This is a genomic window from Cytobacillus sp. ABV4_503 (genome assembly GCF_056158445.1).
Genome location: NZ_JBSWTH010000001.1, coordinates 2,400,907 through 2,420,443, shown reverse-complemented (window position 1 = coordinate 2,420,443; position 19,537 = coordinate 2,400,907). Strand labels below are relative to the sequence as shown.

14 protein-coding genes are annotated in these 19,537 nt (G+C 43.8%); 13 read left to right on the top strand and 1 reads right to left on the bottom strand.

Features of this window, described 5'->3' with window-relative positions:
- Window positions 1-75 precede the first annotated feature (75 nt).
- The 4 genes from ACXAD1_RS12135 to ACXAD1_RS12120 all read left to right on the top strand — a co-directional run bounded on the left by ACXAD1_RS12135 (window position 76) and on the right by ACXAD1_RS12120 (window position 4,516).
- The gene (locus ACXAD1_RS12135; RefSeq protein ID WP_474910131.1) at window positions 76-840 is read left to right on the top strand and encodes an alpha/beta hydrolase; all 765 of its coding nucleotides are present in this window, start codon (window positions 76-78) and stop codon (window positions 838-840) included.
- A gap of 121 nt (window positions 841-961) precedes the next feature.
- Window positions 962-2,578: an ABC1 kinase family protein gene (locus ACXAD1_RS12130; RefSeq protein ID WP_370224534.1), complete on the top strand. Its 1,617-nt coding sequence runs from the start codon at window positions 962-964 to the stop codon at window positions 2,576-2,578.
- A 111-nt stretch (window positions 2,579-2,689) separates the two neighbouring features.
- A complete protein-coding gene (locus tag ACXAD1_RS12125; protein ID WP_370224532.1) occupies window positions 2,690-3,652 on the top strand; it encodes a bile acid:sodium symporter family protein in 963 nt (320 codons plus the stop codon).
- A 411-nt stretch (window positions 3,653-4,063) separates the two neighbouring features.
- On the top strand, window positions 4,064-4,516 hold the full coding sequence (locus ACXAD1_RS12120; protein ID WP_009334297.1) for a S1 domain-containing RNA-binding protein: 453 nt from the start codon (window positions 4,064-4,066) through the stop codon (window positions 4,514-4,516).
- A gap of 105 nt (window positions 4,517-4,621) precedes the next feature.
- Here the strand turns inward: ACXAD1_RS12120 and ACXAD1_RS12115 are convergent, their stop codons facing one another.
- Window positions 4,622-6,295, bottom strand: a complete 1,674-nt coding sequence (locus ACXAD1_RS12115; RefSeq protein WP_370224530.1) for a ribonuclease J — start codon at window positions 6,293-6,295, stop codon at window positions 4,622-4,624.
- A gap of 339 nt (window positions 6,296-6,634) precedes the next feature.
- Between ACXAD1_RS12115 and ACXAD1_RS12110 the strand changes: the two genes are divergently transcribed.
- The 9 genes from ACXAD1_RS12110 to ACXAD1_RS12070 all read left to right on the top strand — a co-directional run bounded on the left by ACXAD1_RS12110 (window position 6,635) and on the right by ACXAD1_RS12070 (window position 19,459).
- Window positions 6,635-7,984, top strand: a complete 1,350-nt coding sequence (locus ACXAD1_RS12110; protein ID WP_474910130.1) for a diaminobutyrate--2-oxoglutarate transaminase — start codon at window positions 6,635-6,637, stop codon at window positions 7,982-7,984.
- Complete coding sequence (locus tag ACXAD1_RS12105; RefSeq protein WP_370224527.1) at window positions 7,981-9,453, top strand: pyridoxal phosphate-dependent decarboxylase family protein; 1,473 nt, start codon at window positions 7,981-7,983, stop codon at window positions 9,451-9,453. Before ACXAD1_RS12110 ends, ACXAD1_RS12105 begins: the two co-directional genes overlap by 4 nt.
- Window positions 9,450-11,231 (top strand): IucA/IucC family protein, encoded by a 1,782-nt coding sequence (locus ACXAD1_RS12100; RefSeq protein ID WP_474910129.1) that lies wholly within the window; start codon window positions 9,450-9,452, stop codon window positions 11,229-11,231. Before ACXAD1_RS12105 ends, ACXAD1_RS12100 begins: the two co-directional genes overlap by 4 nt.
- Window positions 11,215-11,802, top strand: coding sequence for a GNAT family N-acetyltransferase (locus tag ACXAD1_RS12095; protein ID WP_474910128.1), 588 nt, complete (start codon window positions 11,215-11,217; stop codon window positions 11,800-11,802). The genes ACXAD1_RS12100 and ACXAD1_RS12095 overlap by 17 nt, the downstream gene beginning before the upstream one ends.
- Window positions 11,774-13,102: a lysine N(6)-hydroxylase/L-ornithine N(5)-oxygenase family protein gene (locus tag ACXAD1_RS12090; protein WP_474910127.1), complete on the top strand. Its 1,329-nt coding sequence runs from the start codon at window positions 11,774-11,776 to the stop codon at window positions 13,100-13,102. The genes ACXAD1_RS12095 and ACXAD1_RS12090 overlap by 29 nt, the downstream gene beginning before the upstream one ends.
- A 12-nt stretch (window positions 13,103-13,114) precedes the next feature.
- Window positions 13,115-14,914, top strand: a complete 1,800-nt coding sequence (locus ACXAD1_RS12085) for an IucA/IucC family protein (RefSeq protein WP_474910126.1) — start codon at window positions 13,115-13,117, stop codon at window positions 14,912-14,914.
- Between the two features lie 407 nt (window positions 14,915-15,321).
- Complete coding sequence (gene proB, locus ACXAD1_RS12080) at window positions 15,322-16,452, top strand: glutamate 5-kinase (protein WP_474910125.1); 1,131 nt, start codon at window positions 15,322-15,324, stop codon at window positions 16,450-16,452.
- Window positions 16,443-17,675 (top strand): glutamate-5-semialdehyde dehydrogenase, encoded by a 1,233-nt coding sequence (locus tag ACXAD1_RS12075; RefSeq protein ID WP_474910124.1) that lies wholly within the window; start codon window positions 16,443-16,445, stop codon window positions 17,673-17,675. Before proB ends, ACXAD1_RS12075 begins: the two co-directional genes overlap by 10 nt.
- Before the next feature lie 83 nt (window positions 17,676-17,758).
- Entirely contained in the window at window positions 17,759-19,459 is a 1,701-nt protein-coding gene (locus tag ACXAD1_RS12070; protein WP_370222160.1) for a PrpR N-terminal domain-containing protein, read from the top strand.
- Window positions 19,460-19,537: the final 78 nt, after the last annotated feature.

Below are 19,537 nucleotides of genomic sequence, written 5' to 3'. Positions count from 1 at the left end.
TTTAAATACAAGTTGACAGGTCGGAATAGTTGGTTATATAATGTGAATAATTAATTCTGAGGGAGGAACAAATTGATGAATGAACGTTATCCTGTTTTGGACGGTGCAGAATCATTCTACTATGAAGGCAATGAGGTCGGAATCCTGATTACACATGGTTTTCTTGGAACTCCCCAGAGTGTACGGTTTTTGGGAGAGTCATTTGCCAGGCTTGGCTATACGGTTTTTGCTCCAAGGCTTAAAGGCCACGGCACACATTATAAAGATATTGAAATAACCTCTCATGAGGATTGGTTTGCTGAAGCTGAAAAGGGTTATCAATTCCTAAAAGACAGATGCAAATCTGTCTATGCCGCAGGGCAATCGATGGGTGGCGCATTGACCCTTTGGCTGGCTAATAAATATCCGGAAATTGCAGGTATTGTGTTAATAAATGCCGCTCTTCGGGTTCCGGGTTATGAATATTTAAAAGGGAAAACATATCCCAGGTACATTGATGAAGGTGCACCTGATATTAAAAAAGTGGATGTAGAAGAAATTACTTACGGGAAAGTTCCGGTCCCCTCCATCTTCGAATTGCAGAAAATCATGGAAAGAACACCATTCTTATTGCCTTCCATTAAAACACCTGTGTTAGGCTTTAAGTCGATAGAAGATCATGTTGTGCCGGCAGAATGTACTGATTTTATTTTAGAGAAGATTGGCTCAGCGAAAAAGAAGGCTATATCGCTCTATAACTCTTATCATGTGGCATCCATGGACCATGATAAAGAAAAGATTGTCAGCATAACTCATCAGTATATCCAGGAGAATCAAGCAGGCAGCTTGTCCTTTGTGTAAGGACGGGCTGTTTTTTATGTTATGAAACTTTTTAAACATGATACCGTATTAAAAGAAAAGGGTATTCAGCCTTTATTGCAGAATAAGACAGTACATTTTACTTGGGAAGAAGATGATGGAAATGAAGGCGAGAAGTAAATGGCTCCGCATGTACAAAGTGTTTTCGTTGGCAATTCTCATTATTTTTCAAATTTACTGGTATAAATGGACCCGCAAATCAGAAGCAGAATGGGAAAATTTATGGTCTGGCATCGGGAAAAAATTCCGGACAACACTTTTTGAATTGGAAGGGCTGCTGATTAAGATTGGTCAGTTCATCAGTATCCGATCTGATTTGCTTCCGCATGCTTTTATCCAGGAGCTTCAAGACCTGACCGATAAGGTACCGCCATCGGAATGGAGTGAAATCCAGAGGATTTTAAACGAAGAATGGGGCAGTGAGCTCTCTAAAAAGGTGGTGGCGATTGAAAAAGAAGCCATAGCATCCGCTTCGATTGGAGAGGTATATAAAGGGTCTCTGCAGGACGGCTCAATTGTTGCCATTAAAGTGCAGCGTCCTGATATCCAATCAATCGTACATACCGACTTCCGGACCCTAAGTATTCTTGTCTGGTTTGCGGATCGGTTTGTCCCTATTCCTAAGGGATTCATTAATTTAAAAGTCCTATTTCAGGAGCTTAAGCAGGTTATTGAGCGGGAGCTTGATTTTACAAAGGAAAAGGAAACCTTGCTTTATTTTAAAGACCGATTTAAAGATAGTGAGATAGTTAAAATTCCCGATGTCCATCAGGAGCTTTGCACCTCAAAAGTGCTTGTCATGGAATGGGTGGAGGGAAAAAGGCTTAATGATGCAGCAGCGGTTGAAATGCTTGAAATATCCCGTCAGGATCTGGCACGCCGTCTGATGAAGATCTTCCTGCCGCAATGGCTGGAACCTGGGATGTTTCATGCCGATCCCCATCCTGGAAATGTGCTGTTCACAAGGGAAGGGCGGATTATTCTTCTCGATTTCGGCATGGCTGGTGAAATTTCAAAAAAAGATGCAGTCTCTTTTCAGAATTTAATTGAATCCATTCTCGCTAAAAACTACAGTAAAACTGTTGACTGTCTGTCACAGTTAGGGTTTTTACTGCCTGAAGCAGATGCGGGATCAATGGAAAAGCTGCTCTCGGATTGGATGTCATTTGATTTTTCTCAATTAAAGGATATAGACTTAATTGCTCTTAAGCTTGAGCTGAATGATCTGATTACTGCTCTTCCCATACAGGTGCCAACCCGCTTTGTTTTTCTGGGCAGGTCATTTATGACAATAGAAGGGGTTGTTCGCCATCTGGTACCGGAAGATGATCTTCTTGACCATGGCAAACCTGTTTTTAAAGAGTGGTTAAGCTCCCAGGGGAATAAATGGTCATTTATTTGGAGTATTATTCAATCCCAGCCGCTCTTTAAAATATTTTATTCAGCAGCGGAATTCCTGGAAACACCGCGTAAATTGGAAACAATGAAAGTGGCCGGGCAAAGAAGGCAGTTTCAGTTTTCAATCTATGAAAATCGGAAGAACCAGCTCTTTCAGCTGTTCATGCTAGGTTTAACTGGGTCAGGCTTTGGCATTTATTTAGAAGAAATACTGATCATGCAGTTATCCGCAGGCATCGCAGCCATTGGGCTTGCAGGGTATGGAGTGAATAGCTGGAGATTGCGAAAATGGCTGAAATATATGCCGGAAAGACGCAGATAATCAAAAGAGCCTATTTTTGGCTCTTTTTCACTATTTTGATATATAACCAGCTAGTTTATGATAAAATAATTAGTTAGGTAAACAATTATTCGGAAAAGGAGAGTACTCAGTGTGCTACTTCAAATAAATAAACAGCTGGAGAAAATGATGCCATTGATTACTCCAATAAGCGTAGTGCTAGGTGTTATGCTCGCTGGTTATATCAAGGATTTAGCCTTTATCATTCCTTTGGTTTTTGCGTTTATGACGTTTTCTGGCAGTCTGAACTCCAGTTTTAGCAGTTTAAAAGAAATCATTCATCATCCTAAGCCGCTTTTTCTTATTTTGTTTTTGCTTCATATCTTGATGCCTCTTTTTGCATGGAGCACCGGTAAACTTGCGTTCGGTGATGATTCCTTAACTATTACAGGTCTGGTACTGGCTATGGCTATTCCGACCGGCATATCGAGCTTCATCTGGGTTTCCATTTATCGCGGCAATATTCCGCTGACATTGTCCATCATTCTGGTTGATACCTTTCTGTCACCCTTTATTGTTCCGCTGACATTGTCTGTGTTTTTTCAGAAATCTGTACAGATCGATGCCGTGCCGATGATGGCTGGATTATTCGGAATGGTTGTTCTGCCATCGTTCCTTGGCATGCTCTTCAATCAGTTTGCAGGAAAAAGCGCCGCAGCCTTAAGCAGCCGCCTCTCTCCTTTTTCAAAGCTTGGAATGGCCATTGTGGTTATGCTTAATGGAGCTGTTGTTGCCCCGTATCTGAAGGAGGTCAATCTTAAATTGGTCCTCATTGGGATCACTGTATTTTGTGTAGCGTTTATGGGCTATCTTATATCCTTCATCATCGCAAATTTACTGAAATACGATCAGGGTACGACTGTGGCTGTTACGTTTAATGGCGGAATGAGGAATATCAGTGTTGGCTCTGTACTGGCAGTCACGTATTTTCCCGCTCCTGTTGCGGTTCCTGTGGTTATCGGCATGCTCTTTCAGCAGGTTTTAGCTTCCCTCTATGGGATTATCATGAAGCGCCATTTCAGCAGGAAGGTTCTGCAGGAAGGTCATTCAGTGTAGGGTTTAAGCTCCTGTTTCAGGAGCTTTTTTGTTTGCCATTATGTCATGGGATCAATGATTCAAGCTGCAATTTAAATATTTGGCTAAATTAACCTTCCGCACACAAAATCCAGCTGTCCGCACATAAAAAAGCGTTATGCGCACATAAAAATTTTTATCCGCACATAAAAAAGAGGTATCCGCACATAAAAAATTTTTTCAATCTAAAAGAGTGCCATCTGCATACAAAATTAGTTAGTTTCATGGCTTAACATGAAATAAAATACATAAATTTTAATAAAATTTAACAAAAAATATGATTTATCCCTTATTTTAACGGGTAGAATATCGGTGGAATATCGCGGGCGTTGAAATTATCTTAAAAAAAAGTTATAATAAGACGTTGTTAACACTACCGAGGGGGAAGTTTTTTTGTCAATCGAAATTGGAAGTAAGGTACAAGGAAAAGTAACAGGTATTACAAATTTCGGAGCATTTGTCGAACTGCCAGGCGGCACGACAGGTCTTGTTCACATTAGTGAGGTAGCGGACAGCTATGTTAAAGATGTGAACGAGCATTTAAAAGTTGGCGATGAGGTAACTGTTAAAGTGCTTAGCGAGAAGGAAGGCAAAATTGCCCTTTCCATCAAAAAAGCAGTGGACAGACCGGAAGGCCAATCTTCTTATTCTCAGCGCCCGCCGCGCCAGGGAAGAGATGATCGCCGCGGCGGTTCCAGAGATTTCCGTTCTAAAGGAAACTTTAAGCCGAAGGAAAGCTTTGAAGACAAAATGGCAAAATTCTTAAAATCGAGTGAAGAAAATATTTCGTCATTAAAGCGCAATACTGAAGGTAAGCGGGGCGGCCGAGGCGGACGCCGCGGATAAGCAGCCCTTTAGATAATGGGAAACTCCAATCTGGAGGGAAGTTTCCTGACTGATTGGAGTTATCCTGTGATAAAGGCAAGCCGTTTACGGCTTGCCTCTTTTCGTTTAAATTTCAATTATGATTGGCAGGATCATTGGTTTGCGCTTTGTTTTTTCAAATAAATACTGCCCCAGTGATTTCTTAATGCTCTGCTTAATGACATTCCACTGGCTTTTATCCTGTTCTGGAAGATCATTGACGGTTTTCTCCGCAATCCGATTTATTTCTCTCAGCAGATCTTCGGATTCGCGTGCGTAGACAAAACCTCGCGATATCGTATCAGGTCTCGATATCATTTTGCGCTCACTCTTGCTCATGGTCAGCACGATCACAATCATGCCATCCTCGGACAGCTGCTTTCTGTCGCGGAGCACGATGCTGCCAATATCACCAACACCCACACCATCTACATAAGTATCTCCGGCAGGTACCCGCCTTGTCTGGCGTGCTTCTCCGTTCTCAATATCAACGACATCCCCATTTTTAATGATAAAAGTATGCCCGTCTTCAACTCCGATGGATTCAGCAAGCAATTTATGATGGTGAAGCATTCTGTATTCACCGTGAATCGGAATAAAGTATTTCGGCTTCATCAATGTGAGCATAAGCTTTAAATCTTCCTGATAGCCGTGGCCGGACACATGCATCCCTGTTGAACTGCCTGAACCGTATATCACGCGGGCTCCCAGCTTAAAAAGATTATCAATGATTTTAGAGACATCGCGTTCGTTGCCCGGGATTGGGGAAGCTGCTAAAATCACGGTATCCTCTGGATGAATCTCAGCATCACGGTAATTTCCTGTAGAGAGGCGCGAGAGGGCAGCCATCGGCTCTCCCTGGCTGCCGGTACATAGTATGCACACCTTTTCAGGGGCCAGATTCATCGCTTCTCTTGGATTGGCAATCATCCCCTCGGGAACAGTCAGGTATCCGCGTTCAATAGCTACATCCACAACATTTACCATACTTCGGCCAAGCAGCACCAGCTTTCGGTTTGTTTTAATCGCAGCGGCCACAACCTGCTGAACACGGCTCACATTGGAAGCGAAAGTTGAGATGATAATCTTGCGCGGAGCCTTCATAAATGCTTCCTCAATATTTTCCCCGACAATATGCTCAGTTGGCGAAAAGCCAGTCCGCTCAGCGTTTGTGCTTTCTGAAAGAAGGGCAAGCACTCCACTGCGGCCGATTTCAGCCATCCTGTGGATATCAGCATGCTCCTGATTTACAGGAGTTAAGTCAAATTTAAAATCGCCCGTATGGACCACATTGCCCTCTGGCGTATTGAAAACAATGCCCAGACAGTCGGGTATGCTGTGATTCACCTTGAAAAAGCTAACGCCAACTTCCCCGAAATCAAGGCGAGAGTCAGAATCAATGCTTATAAGCTCAGAATCACCAAGCAGGCGATGCTCCGTTAATTTTAATTCAATCAGCCCCAGCGTAAATCTCGTGGCATATACCGGCATATTGATTTTTTTGAGAAGATAGGCAACCCCGCCAATATGATCCTCATGTCCATGAGTGACAATCAGCCCGCGGATTTTCTCCCGGTTTTCCTCAAGGTATGTGATGTCCGGAATGATCAAATCAATCCCCAACAATGTCTCGTCGGGGAATTTCCCTCCAGCATCAATCACGACAATATCATTATGATATTGGATGACATACATGTTTTTCCCAATTTCATTGATGCCGCCCAGAGAAAATATGGATAACTGCTTACCGTTTGACTCCATATGCAAATCCTCCCACTTTAAGATTTTTCTTAGCATTCCCATTTGGATGTCTGAAATGTAGAACAGGGAGAAAAAAATAGTGCCGAATCGGTGACAAAAGACTTAATAAGCCTAGTGACAACCTTTACCGCTTCAAATGAGTTCCAATACTGAAATTGTTCTCGAATTTTACTGCATCACTATCCAACGGAAGACTTAAAAAAAATAGAAATAATTCAAACAAGAAAGTAAATTAGGGAAGAACTCCTATTGACGATGATAATCATTATCATTTAAAGTGTTCATGTAATCAGTAATGATAATCATTTTCAACAAGAATGAAGGAGGAAAAATAAATTTATGAGCATTTTGCAAATAGAGAAAACCAATGAATTTTATTTAAAACAGCAGGAAAGACGCGAATCGAACGCACGAAGCTATCCACGGCGGATTCCGATTGCGATTGAGGAAGCCGAAGGTGTTTATGTGAAGGATGTAGACGGAAAAAGGTATATCGACTGCCTTGCAGGTGCCGGAACCCTGGCCCTTGGCCATAATCACCCGGTCGTTACGGAGGCTATCGAGAAGGTCCTTCATGATAAGCGGCCCTTACATACACTGGATTTAACAACACCTGTAAAAGAAGAATTTGTAAGTGAAGTGTTTAAAAGCCTGCCACAAGAACTTGCCGAAGAGGCGAAGATCCAATTCTGCGGCCCAACCGGAGGAGATGCGATCGAAGCAGCTATCAAACTCGTTAAAACGGCAACAGGCCGAAGGAGCATCCTGTCTTTCCAGGGAGGATATCACGGGGCTACACATGGAACGATGGCGCTGTCGGGAAATCTTTCACCAAAGGAAAAAGTCCAGGGATTGATGCCTGATGTCCACTTTATGCCATATCCATATGAGTACCGCTGTCCTTTCGGGGTTGGCGGGGAAGAGACACATAAAATCAGCAGCCGCTATATTGAAAACCTTCTCGATGATCCCGAAAGCGGTATACTGCCGCCTGCTGCCATCATTCTGGAAGTGGTTCAGGGTGAAGGAGGTTCAATCCCGGCACCGGTCGAGTGGCTAAAGGAAATTCGCCGAATTACAAAAGAAAGGGATATCCCGCTCATAATCGATGAAGTACAGACAGGCATTGGAAGAACCGGTAAGCTTTTCGCTTTTGAACATGCAGGCATTATCCCTGATGTTGTTGTTCTTTCAAAGGCAATTGGCGGAAGCCTGCCATTATCCGTCGTCATTTATAACCAGATGCTTGATCAGTGGTCTCCGGGTGCACACATTGGAACATTCAGAGGAAACCAGATGGCGATGGCCGCTGGAACAGCCACTCTTCGCTATATAAAAGACAATAAATTGGCTGAAAAAGCTGGCGTTTTAGGTGAAAAGCTTATGGTGGCGCTAAAGGTTCTGCAGGAGGAATATCCTGAAATTGGCGATGTTCGCGGCAGGGGGCTAATGGTTGGAGCAGAAATTGTTGATCCATCTGCACCAACCGGCCGAAAAGGGGAATTCAAAGCAGATCAGGCCCTTGCAAGCCGTATCCAGAGAGAATGCTTTAATCGAGGCTTAATCCTTGAAGTCGGCGGCAGACATGGCAGCGTTGTCCGTTTCCTTCCTCCGCTTATCATTACAGATGCACAGCTGGATGAGGTCATAAGCATCTTTACAGATGCTGTAAAGGCAGCAGTCAAATGAATCATTTTAAGCAGTATTTCTTATCTCACCACGCTGAAAGCCAGAATAGCTTTCAGCGGACCCTTTCTGAGGTCCAGAATTTACTTGGTGAATTTTACCGGCTGCAGCCGAACGTGTTCAACGGCAAAAAGGCAGAGGAAATTGAAAAGGAAATTGTCCTATTAGCAAACAGTTCACAAAATGGCGAGTCTCCGTCTAAGGTAATTGAGGAGATAATGGACAAAGTCGTAAGCAACAGTATCCATGTAACTCACCCTGGCAGCATGGCGCATCTGCATTGTCCCCCGCTGATCCCAGCCATCGCCGCTGAATTGATTATCGCTGTTCTCAATCAGTCGATGGACTCGTGGGATCAGAGCACAGCCGCTACTTATCTGGAAGAAAAAATGATGAAATGGATGTCAGAAAAGCTTTCGTTAGCCGATAGTGCAGACGGCACCTTCACAAGCGGAGGTACACAATCAAATTACATGGGATTGCTGCTGGCACGGGATCATTATTGCCAGACACAGTGGAATTGGGATGTAAAAAAACTGGGGTTGCCTGCTGAAGCTCATAAGCTGCGGATTCTTTGTTCAGAAAAAGCCCATTTTACTGTAAGTAAATCAGCTTCCCAGCTCGGGCTCGGTGAACAGGCTGTGGTGAAGATCAAAACCGATGCAGGAATGAGAATGTGCATTTCTTCTTTAGAAGAAGAAATCAAGCGCCTGAAATCTGGCGGTTATCACCCTATGTGCATCGCTGCCACGTGTGGAACGACTGATTTTGGAAGCATTGACCCTCTCGTGGAATTGGGGGATATCGCAAGTCGAAATGGAATGTGGCTGCATGCAGATGCTGCATACGGCGGAGCTCTGGTTATGAGTGAAAAACATCACGGCAAATTGGCTGGAATCAATCTGGCAGACTCGGTGGCCATCGACTTTCACAAAATGTTTTATCAGCCTATCAGCTGCGGAGCCTTCTTTGTTAAAAATAAATCAATCTTCAGGTATTTGTCCTGCCACGCAGATTATTTAAATCCCGAAGAAGATGAACTAGTTCATCTGGTGAATAAATCGGTCCAGACTACACGGCGGTTTGATGCTCTAAAGCTCTATATGTCACTAAGGATGGTTGGAGAAAGAACCTTTTCCAGCATGATTGACCATACGATTGGACTGGCAAAACAAACCGCCCTATGGCTGAGGGAAACACCAGGGATTGACGTGGTAAATCCTGAACCTGAATTAAATGCCATTGTCTTCCGGTTATCCGATGAAAAGGATGCTGATGGACTTAACATGTACATTTATAAAAAACTTCTGCATAGCGGAGAGGGACTGATCGCTAAAACAAGAGTAGATGGCTTGCAGTTTCTGAAATTCACACTATTAAATCCGCAGACAACTATGGCTGAAGTAAAATTAGCTTTTGAATCTCTCATGCAATTTGCAAAAGAGTTCAAACAGAAGGAGGAAGCCCTTTGACAGATCATACTGTAATAGCACAGCAGGCAAGCATGCAGAGTTTCTTAAATTGCTATTTAAGAGAAACACAGCAGTTTCGGGTGTCTGAAAATTGGAAGCCTGAATGGGAAGGAGAAACACCTTCTATTTGGCTGGAAATCAAACTGGCCCAATTGGATATTGTTATTTATGCTGCGGTCAGGCACTGGTCTCTGACTGGAAGCCATACCTTTCAATTTCCGCTCTTTATGGAAGTCAATGGGAAGAGTGTTCCTCTTGATTATGTCACACTGGTCTCCCTGATCAGCAAGGAATTACTGGCATCTGCAGAAAGAGAAGGAGCGGAAGATGAGCTGATGATGCGGGCGATTCTCAGCTGCCGCAATATTCAGCGCTATTTGCAGGAGCGTGAAGGGGATTCAGAAAGTCTTCAGAAAACTGACTTTACCTTTATTGAAGCAGAGCAGTCGCTGTTATTTGGCCATCTGCTCCATCCTACGCCAAAAAGCAAACAGGGAATGTCCTTTGAAGCGGAGTCTTCCTATTCTCCGGAACTAAAGGGCAGCTTCCAGCTTCACTTTTTTAAGGCGGACCGGGCGATTGTCTCTCAGGACTCAGCTGATCTGGCCAGTGCCGCAGAGATTATAATGGAGCTGCTGCAGAGTGATGAAGGATTTAAAGAAAAGTTTGGCCTGGACCCTAAATCTGTCTTCATCCCTGTTCATCCGCTCCAGGTACCTGTTCTGCTAAAAGACAGGCAAGTGCAGGATTTGATTCATTCAGGTCAACTGGTCTATATCGGCCCTTACGGAATGCCATTCGAGGCGACGTCTTCCATGAGGACCGTTTATAATCCGGATTTTCACTATATGTTTAAGTTTTCAGTTCCGGTGAAAATTACAAATTCACTGCGGGTGAATCTCGAAAAGGAACTTTACAGGGGAGTAGAAGTGACGAGGCTGATGCAATCCCAGTTGGGCAATAAGCTCCAGGAACTGTATCCAGCTTTCCATATCATTCAGGATCCTGCTTTCCTGAATATTCCGTTGGATAAAGAAATCTCCGGATTTGAAGTGGTCATCCGTGAAAATCCCTTTTATGAGAATGACAGCAATATAAGTTTAATAGCAGGCCTTGTTCAGAATCATGGTTATGGCGGGCGCACCCGCCTGGAATCGATTATCCATGAAATAGCAGAAAAAGAAAATCGGATGACGACGGAAGTCAGCCGGGATTGGTTTGAAAAATACCTATCCATTACACTCGATCCTTTGATTTGGCTGTATGAAACTTATGGGGTAGCGCTGGAGGCTCATCAGCAAAATTCAATTGTCCAGCTGGACAACGGCTACCCGTCCACATTCTATTACCGGGATAATCAGGGATATTATTTTAGTGAATCAAAAGCTGAGCTGCTTGCCGAAATCATTCCGGATGTGAGCCGGAAAAGTTCTACACTCTGCAGTGATGATGTCGCAATCGAGCGCTTCCGCTATTACTTTTTTATGAACCATCTGTTTGGGCTCATAAATGGTTTTGGGACAGCGGGACTCGCTGATGAGGAAGCTCTCCTGGCCATTTTGAAGAAAAAACTCTTAAACCATGATCAAAAGACCGGGGGGAGATCCGCCTTGCTTAGAAGCTTGCTCCATTTGAAGGAGCTTCCTTGCAAAGCCAACCTGCTCACACGTTTTTATGATATGGATGAACTGGTCGGTTCACTGGAAACCCAATCTGTTTATACGAAAATCCCAAATCCGCTGCAAAAGGTGCTGATTACTGATGAAGCCGGAGTTTAGTTTTTATGATCGGGAAGTGAATCAGGCCATATCCTTTGTAAAAGTCGAGATGGAAAGGGATGCGGGGACCCTCCATAAATGGCACCAGGAGCAACATGTCAGTCCATTCTGGAATCTGAACATCCCTTATGAAAAATATTGGACTCATTTGGAAGGCTTTTTGGCTGATACACACCAGACACTTTTTTTAGGCCTGATGGATGGAGTTCCAATGAGCTATTGGGAAGCGTATTGGGTTAATGGGGATGTGGTTGAAAGCTGCTATGATCCTCATCCTGAAGACCGGGGAATCCATCTGCTGATTGGTGAATCAGACTATTTGGGAAAAGGGTATGCTCTTCCGCTCCTTCGTTCAATGGTCCATTTTCAATTTTTACATCAGGGGACAGAAAAAGTAATCGCAGAGCCGGACATCCGCAATAAGAAAATGATTCATATTTTTGAGAGATGCGGATTTGAAAAAATAAAGCCCATTGAGCTGCCGGATAAGACGGGCATGCTGATGTTCTGTGAAAGAGAACAGTTTGAAAGGAGATGGAAGGATGTCTTTACAGCAGCAGAAAGTGTATGACCTTATAGGTGTCGGCATCGGCCCATTCAATCTCGGCCTTGCCGCCATGATGGAAGAAACAGGAGGAAAGGATGTCCAGTTTTTTGAACAAAGGTCGGAATTCAATTGGCATAAAGGGATGCTGATCGAGGGAACAACCCTTCAAGTGCCATTTTTCGCTGACTTAATCAGTATGGCCGATGTGCAAAGCAGATTTACATATTTAAATTATCTTCAAACCCATAACAGGCTTTACCATTTTTATTTTCTGGAGAAATTTCACATTCCGCGAAAAGAATACAATGACTATTGCCGCTGGGTAGCCGGCCAGCTGCCATCCTGCAGATTTGGCTTCCGGGTGGAAAAAATCAGCCCAATAAATGAACTATATGAAATTGTTGTCAGAAATGTGCAAACAGGTGAAGCTGAATTTTACCTGACAAAACATGTCGCCGTCGGAATTGGAACTAGCCCCTCAGTTCCTTCACATCTGGAAGAGCATCTGGGTCCAAACGTCATGCATTCTTCTCAGTATATGGAGCGTAAAAGTGAGCTTGAGCAGGCAGGTTCGATCACTGTGATCGGCTCAGGCCAGAGCGCAGCCGAGATTTTCTATGATTTGCTGCAGGAGCAGGATGAAGGTGCCTATGAATTAAATTGGTTCACAAGGTCATATGGTTTCTTTCCGATGGAATACAGTAAATTGGGCCTGGAGTATTTTTCGCCGGATTATATCGATTTCTTTTTCCAGCTTCCTGAGGAAAAGAAGGAGGCTCTGCTTTCTAAGCAGGATCTTCTTTACAAGGGAATCAGCATGAATACGATCGCTGATATTTATGACCTTTTGTATGATAAAACAGCTTGCGGGGATAAGCCGCCGATTCATTTGCTCGCCATGACAGAACTTGAAGGAATCGAACTAAGGAATGCCACTCATTTGCTGACATTAAAACATTGTGTTTCTGAAGAATTATTTCAGCTGGAGTCAGATTTCGTCATTTTAGGGACTGGTTATGCACCGTCCATGCCGCATTTTCTTCTCCAGATGCAGGACGAAATCGTTTGGGATGATCATAATCGCTTCAAGGTGATGCGCGATTATACTTTGGAGACTAGAACCAAGAAAGAAAATAAGATTTTCATCCAAAATGGGGAACTTCATACACATGGCATCGGTGCACCTGACCTTGGGCTAGGGGCATACCGGAACGCTGTCATCATCAACCAGGTCTACGGCAGGGAAATCTATCAGGTGAACAAAAAGAATGTATTTCAATCATTTGAAGCGGATGAATCCTGGAAGACAGCCGCAGTCAGATAAAGGAGGAACAGTATGTTATATATCAATGAAACTGAAGAAATACTGCAGAAGGAAGTCTGGGAAAAGGTAAATCAAAATCTGCTGGCCAAAATGCTTTCAGAATTTATGTATGAAGATATGATTCAGCCAGAATTAGAAGACAATGTTTACTATTTACAGACAGCCACAGGCCGCAGGTACCGCTTTAAGGCAGAAAAACGGTTATTTGACAGTTTTGACGTAAAAGCGGATTCTGTTGAAGCCTTTAAAAAGGACGCATGGCAGCCGGCTGTCAATGCGATTCAATTACTCACTGATATCAAGGAGAGTATTGGCATGTCATCCGAAACAGCGGGGCACTTGATCAGGGAATTGAATCATACCCTGATTGCCGATGCAAATTTAATGGTACATCACAGAAAAGAAGCTGATGAATTAACGGAACTTGATTATGCGGAATTGGAAGGCGAAATGACCGGACACCCTTGGATTACCTATAACAAAGGACGCATCGGTTTTGGCATGGATGATTACTTAAACTTCGCTCCGGAAAATCACAATGAAACGAAGCTGTTCTGGTTAGCCATCCACCGGGAGCGTGCCCAATTCCAGTCTGTCACTGGGCTAAACTATGAGAAACTGATTCAGAATGAACTTGGTGATGAAATGACCAGAAATTTTTCAGACATCGTCAGAAAATATGGATTGGATCCCTCAGAATACTTTTTTATGCCGGTGCATGAATGGCAATGGAAAAACATTCTGATCCAAAACTTCCCGGAAGATTTGGCAAATAAAAAAATGATCCCTCTTGAAGAAGGGACAGACCATTACCTGCCCCAGCAGTCCATACGGACATTTGTGAATATGAGTGATAAGAGGAAACACCATGTGAAGCTTCCGATGAGCATTTTAAATACACTGGTCTACCGCGGGCTTCCTTCCGAACGGACGGTAATTGCCCCGCAGGTTACAGCCTTTATTAAAGGAATTTTTGAGAATGACAGCTTCTTAAAGGAAGAGTGTGAGGTTGTGCTGCCGGGGGAAATCGCAAGCATCAATGTCGATCACCCTTATTACAATTCTTTAAATGGAGCACCTTATCAGTACAATGAAATGCTCGGCGCCATTTGGCGGGAAAGCATCTATGGGTATTTGAAGGTAGGGGAAAAACCGATTACCCTTGCAGCTCTTCATCATGAAGATGCCTATGGAAAACCGTTTGTTCAAAGTCTGATAGAGAAGTCAGGATTAAGCGCGAATGAGTGGATGAAGCAGTTTTTCAATGTCATCATGCCGCCCCTGCTGCATTTCCTTTATCAGTATGGAACCGTCTTCTCCCCACATGGGCAAAATACCATTCTTATTTTAAAAGATTCACAGCCCGTGAGATTGGGAGTTAAAGATTATGTAGATGACGTTAATATATCAGACCAGCCATTTCAGGAGCTTTCCGGGCTGGATGAGAACCTGAAAGCTGTGCTGCGCAGTGAACCGCCTGAGGGTCTTACACAATTTATTTTTACCGGCCTGTTTATCTGCCACCTCCGCTATTTATCAAACGTGCTGATCAATCATAACTTGATGGAGGAAAAAACATTCTGGTCCTATCTGGCAGAAGCTATTCAGGATTATCAGGCAAAGTTCCCGCAGCTTAAAGAACGGTTCAAGTTGTTTGATTTCTTCAAGCCGGAGCTGACCAAACTCTGCCTGAACCGGAACCGCATGGTTGACTATGGCTACGGTGATGGGGAAGACCGGCCGCATGCCTCTGAATTTGGAAAAGTGCGCAATGCTTTACATGATATTAAGGAAGAAAGGATTATGGCGTAAAAGAGTATAAACTTCTAAAGTTAGTAAACTATCCAGCTCCAGGCGCATTGCGCTTTCATTTAATCCTTTAAATCAGCGAATTAATTATTGACATAATATACCGTAGGATGCATAATAATTCTAATTATAAGAAGAATTCAACAGCCATGACAGGGAACCAGTAAGTAGAACTCAGGCTAGAAGAGAGCGGGATTCACCGGCTGAAAGATCCTGCAGCCTGCAAAGCTATTGAACCTAGCCCTTGAGCTGCCAGGCAAACCTGGCCGAATTTCCTGCGTTAAAGGATTTCCAAAGCGGGCACTTGCTGTGTGAAGTGCCAATGAAGGTGGTACCGCGAAAGACAAAGCTCTTCCGTCCTTTTTAAAGGGATGGGAGGGCTTTTTTTATTTATAAAGGTGGTGGTAAATGTGAAAAGGGAACGGATTGTCGTCAAAATCGGAAGCAGCTCGCTGACGAATATGAATGGCGGACTGTGTATTGAAAAGCTGGAGGAACACGCAGCTGCCCTTTCCCGGCTGAAAGAGAAGGGGCATGAAGTGATATTGATATCATCCGGTGCCGTCGCCGCAGGGTTTGCGGATCTTGGCTATCCTTCACGCCCGGTGACGATCGCCGGAAAACAGGCAGCCGCTGCTGTCGGTCAAGGGCTGTTAATGCAGGGATATACCGAAGAATTTAAAAAGCATGGCATCGTAGCTGCGCAATTGCTGCTGACAAGACAAAACTTCCTGCATAAGGAGCAATACCAAAATGCACATGCAACCTTGTCCGAATTATTGAAACGGAATGTCCTTCCAATCATTAATGAAAATGACTCAGTATCGATTGATGAGCTGGCCTTTGGCGATAATGATATGCTGTCTGCACTTGTAAGCGGTCTGATTCAGGCACAGCGGCTGATTATACTGACGGATGTAAACGGGATCTATGATTCAAATCCCCGCACGAATCCTGATGCGAAAAAGTTTAATTATATAACGGAAATAACCGATGACCTGATGAATGCTGCTGCAGGATCAGGTTCAAAGGTGGGAACCGGCGGAATGGTGACGAAGCTCGCGGCTGCCAGAACAGCCTTGGCACTGGGTGTGCAAGTTTTTATAGGGGTTGGGAATGGTACGGAAAAGCTGATTGAAATCATCGATGGCAAGGGGGATGGGACTTATATTGGAACCAGCTCCCAGCCTAGTGTCAAAACCTCCAAGCAATGGCTTGCACTGCATTCTGTCCCTAATGGGAAAATCGAAGTGGATCACGGTGCTGCTCAAGCCATATTAACCCAGGGAAAAAGCCTTCTGCCTGCAGGAGTGACCACCATTACCGGCCATTTTCATGTTCATGATGTCGTGGAAGTGATTGGTCCCAAAGGAGATTTGATCGGCAAAGGGCAGGTTAACTTCTCTTCCGAAGAGCTGTTGGCTATTAAAGGGTTATCCAGTTCGGAAGCAATGCAGATTGCAGGAAGCGACCGCCGTGTAGTTATTCACCGGGATCATTGGGTAAGCCAAAAAAGAAAGGAGAAAAGCTCATGGAATTAATTTTAAAAGGGAAGAAAGCGAAAAAGGCAGCTGCAGAGCTGGCGAAAAAAACGACAATGCAAAGAAATCATGCGCTTGAACTGATCTCAGGGCAGCTGATGCAGGAGAAGAATTTTATATTGGCAGAAAATGGGAAAGATCTGGACGCAGGAAAGAAAAATGGAATGAGTGATGCTTTGTTAGACCGTCTGCGTTTAAATGAAGCCCGTCTTCAGGATATGGCGGACGCACTACTCCAGCTTACTCATCTGGACGATCCGGTTGGGGAGGTTTTATCCTCCTGGGAACGTCCGAACGGACTCGCCATTACACAAGTAAGGGTCCCGCTTGGCGTAGTCGGGATGATCTACGAAGCGCGTCCAAATGTCACGGTGGATGCATCCAGCTTATGTTTGAAGACGGGGAATGCTGTTATGCTGCGCGGAAGTTCTACTGCCATCCATTCCAATAAAGCAATTGTGAAAGTGATTCATCATGCATTGGAAAAGAGCGACTTGCCGTCTGATGCTGTGCAGCTTATAGAGGATACGAGCCGGGAAACTGCTTCAGGGATGTTCAAACTGAACGAATACCTGGATGTCCTGATTCCGCGGGGAGGGGCAAAGCTAATTAAGACAGTTGTTGAGAATTCCACAGTCCCGGTACTTGAGACAGGTGCAGGCAATTGTCATGTCTATATTGATGAAGATGCTGATAAGGAAATGGCGATCAACATTGCCATCAATGCGAAAACACAGCGTCCATCCGTTTGCAATGCATGTGAAACGATCATCGTGCACAGAGAGTGGGATGGCCTGAATGATCTTGTGCTTGCACTAAAGGAAAAAGGGGTTATTATTCACGGTGATGAAGGTGTGTGCGGGGAAAAGATCATCCCAGCCGTGGAAGAAGATTGGGCCACTGAATATTTAGGCTTGGAAGTCGCATTGAAAGTGGCGAAAAGCGTGGATGAGGCAATTATTCATATTAACCGCTACGGCACTAAACATTCTGAGGCAATTGTTTCTGCAAACCCTGATAATGTGGAAAAATTCCTGAGTGAAGTCGATGCAGCGGCAGTTTACCATAATGCCTCCACACGCTTCACGGATGGTTTCGAGTTTGGGTTCGGCGCAGAAATCGGGATCAGCACCCAAAAGCTCCATGCCCGCGGTCCGATGGGGCTGCCGGCTCTGACTTCGACGAAATATATTGTTAAAGGGAATGGGCAGATAAAGAAATAAGCTTTTAAAAGAACCAATGACCTGTTTTCCTATTTATTGGTGCCGCTTAGAAATGAATGGTAAGATACATTTAGGTGAATGCGATGAAAATAAAGACATTATTTATTGCCCCTTATCCTGCTATGCTTCCATTAATTGAGGAATGCAGGAAAGAGGAAAAAGAACTGGACATTAAAATAGCAACCGGAAATCTGGGGCAGGCACTCCCGTATGTGAATAATGCCGAATCTGAAGGTATTGATATGATCATCAGCAGAGGTGGAACCGCAAAGCTGATCCAGCAGGAAACAAATATCCCTGTTATTGATATTCAGGTATCCGGGTACGATATGCTTCGGGTTTTAACCCTTGCCAATGATTTTCCAGGTAAGAAAGCAATTGTTGGCTTTTCCAACATAACGCTTGGCGCCAAAACGATTACTGACATATTGGATATTGGTATAGAGGTTTTTACGATTCAAAAGGAAGAGGAAGTAGAAGCCCTTGTTCTGGAACTAAAATCCAAGGGCTTTGAATTGATCATGGGTGATGTTGTAACTATGGAAGCTGCCGCTAAAGCAGGGCTCGAGGGAATCCTGATACAATCCGGCCGTGAAGCCATCTTTGATTCGTTCCAAAAAGTGAAATCCGTGTATCATTCTTTTCGCAGAAAACAGCAGGAAAACGACCTGCTTCGGGCAATTATCAAGGAGAACACTGACAATCTTATCATTTTTGACAGTAATGCTGAATGTGTATTTGAACAATGGAATACTTTTTCTTCTCCTCCCATACTCGTAAGTGATTTACAGAGTCTTGTACACCGGAAGGGAAATGCAGAGTCCGTTGAAATGATTGAAGGTATTAAGGGAGATATGCTTAAAGTTCAGGTTTCGAACCTTGAAATTACGGGTGAAACCTATACTCAATTCATTATTAAAGAGCTTAATCATATGAAGAGTTCTTCAGAAGATTTTAACGTGGAATCAGTGTCACAGCTGCCGATGATCATCAATGAGAGTGACGCGATGAAAGATTGTCTGGCTGCTATTTCTGCAGGAATAAACCGAAATTTATGGCTTTTAATTGGTGCTGCCGGCACTGGAAAAGGATTATTAGCACGCTATATCCATTACTTAAAACATCAGGGGGCCGGTTTGCTGCTTTCTTTACATGCAAAGGAAGCAAGAGCAAGAAGAGGTTTGGATCCCTTTGATGACGACATCCGATCTATATATATATACGGCGCTGAGGACATATCAGGAGAAGAGAAGCCCCATTTGTTAAAGCAGTGTCAGAATTGGGCAGAATCAGGGAAAGAAGTAATTCTATCCCTGCCCAGTGAAATGCAGGAATTCTATTCCCTTCTTTATAACGAAGAAACCGTTCGGATCTATATCCCCTCTTTATTAGAACGCAAGGATGATATAAGAGCTTTAACAGCTTACTTTATTGCACATTTTCATCAGCAGTATGGAACCTCGGCTGTAAAAATCAGGGAGGATGCGATGGAGCTGCTGGAGCAATATAAATGGCCAGGCAATACGGCTGAGCTGAAAGCATTCCTTTTTGATGTCTTAGCAGCTGAGAAAGGCTATACCATCAGTAAAGAGACTGTTTCAAGACAGCTGAATCGGAAGCACCGGCCAGTTCAAATTGAAGACAGTCTGTTAAATGGAACGTTGGATCAGATTGAAAAACGAATTATCGAAGCAGTTATGGAAGAAGAAAACCAAAATCAAACAAAGGTGTCAAAACGGTTAGGCATTAATCGGTCGACATTGTGGAGGAAGCTGAAGCAGTAGTATTCAGCTTCTTTTTTTTGTTTTATAAGTGTTTAAAATTGCAACAAATAATATAAAACTAGAAAATACCAAACTATT

What these genes read in the sequence shown, in the direction of transcription:
- ACXAD1_RS12135 (WP_474910131.1), top strand. Translation starts at nt 76, where the DNA reads ATGAATGAACGTTATCCTGTTTTGGACGGTGCAGAATCATTCTACTAT.
- ACXAD1_RS12130 (WP_370224534.1), top strand. Translation starts at nt 962, where the DNA reads ATGAAGGCGAGAAGTAAATGGCTCCGCATGTACAAAGTGTTTTCGTTG.
- ACXAD1_RS12115 (WP_370224530.1), bottom strand. Translation starts at nt 6,295, where the DNA reads ATGGAGTCAAACGGTAAGCAGTTATCCATATTTTCTCTGGGCGGCATC.
- ACXAD1_RS12110 (WP_474910130.1), top strand. Translation starts at nt 6,635, where the DNA reads ATGAGCATTTTGCAAATAGAGAAAACCAATGAATTTTATTTAAAACAG.
- ACXAD1_RS12105 (WP_370224527.1), top strand. Translation starts at nt 7,981, where the DNA reads ATGAATCATTTTAAGCAGTATTTCTTATCTCACCACGCTGAAAGCCAG.
- ACXAD1_RS12095 (WP_474910128.1), top strand. Translation starts at nt 11,215, where the DNA reads ATGAAGCCGGAGTTTAGTTTTTATGATCGGGAAGTGAATCAGGCCATA.
- ACXAD1_RS12090 (WP_474910127.1), top strand. Translation starts at nt 11,774, where the DNA reads ATGTCTTTACAGCAGCAGAAAGTGTATGACCTTATAGGTGTCGGCATC.
- ACXAD1_RS12085 (WP_474910126.1), top strand. Translation starts at nt 13,115, where the DNA reads ATGTTATATATCAATGAAACTGAAGAAATACTGCAGAAGGAAGTCTGG.
- ACXAD1_RS12075 (WP_474910124.1), top strand. Translation starts at nt 16,443, where the DNA reads ATGGAATTAATTTTAAAAGGGAAGAAAGCGAAAAAGGCAGCTGCAGAG.
- ACXAD1_RS12070 (WP_370222160.1), top strand. Translation starts at nt 17,759, where the DNA reads ATGAAAATAAAGACATTATTTATTGCCCCTTATCCTGCTATGCTTCCA.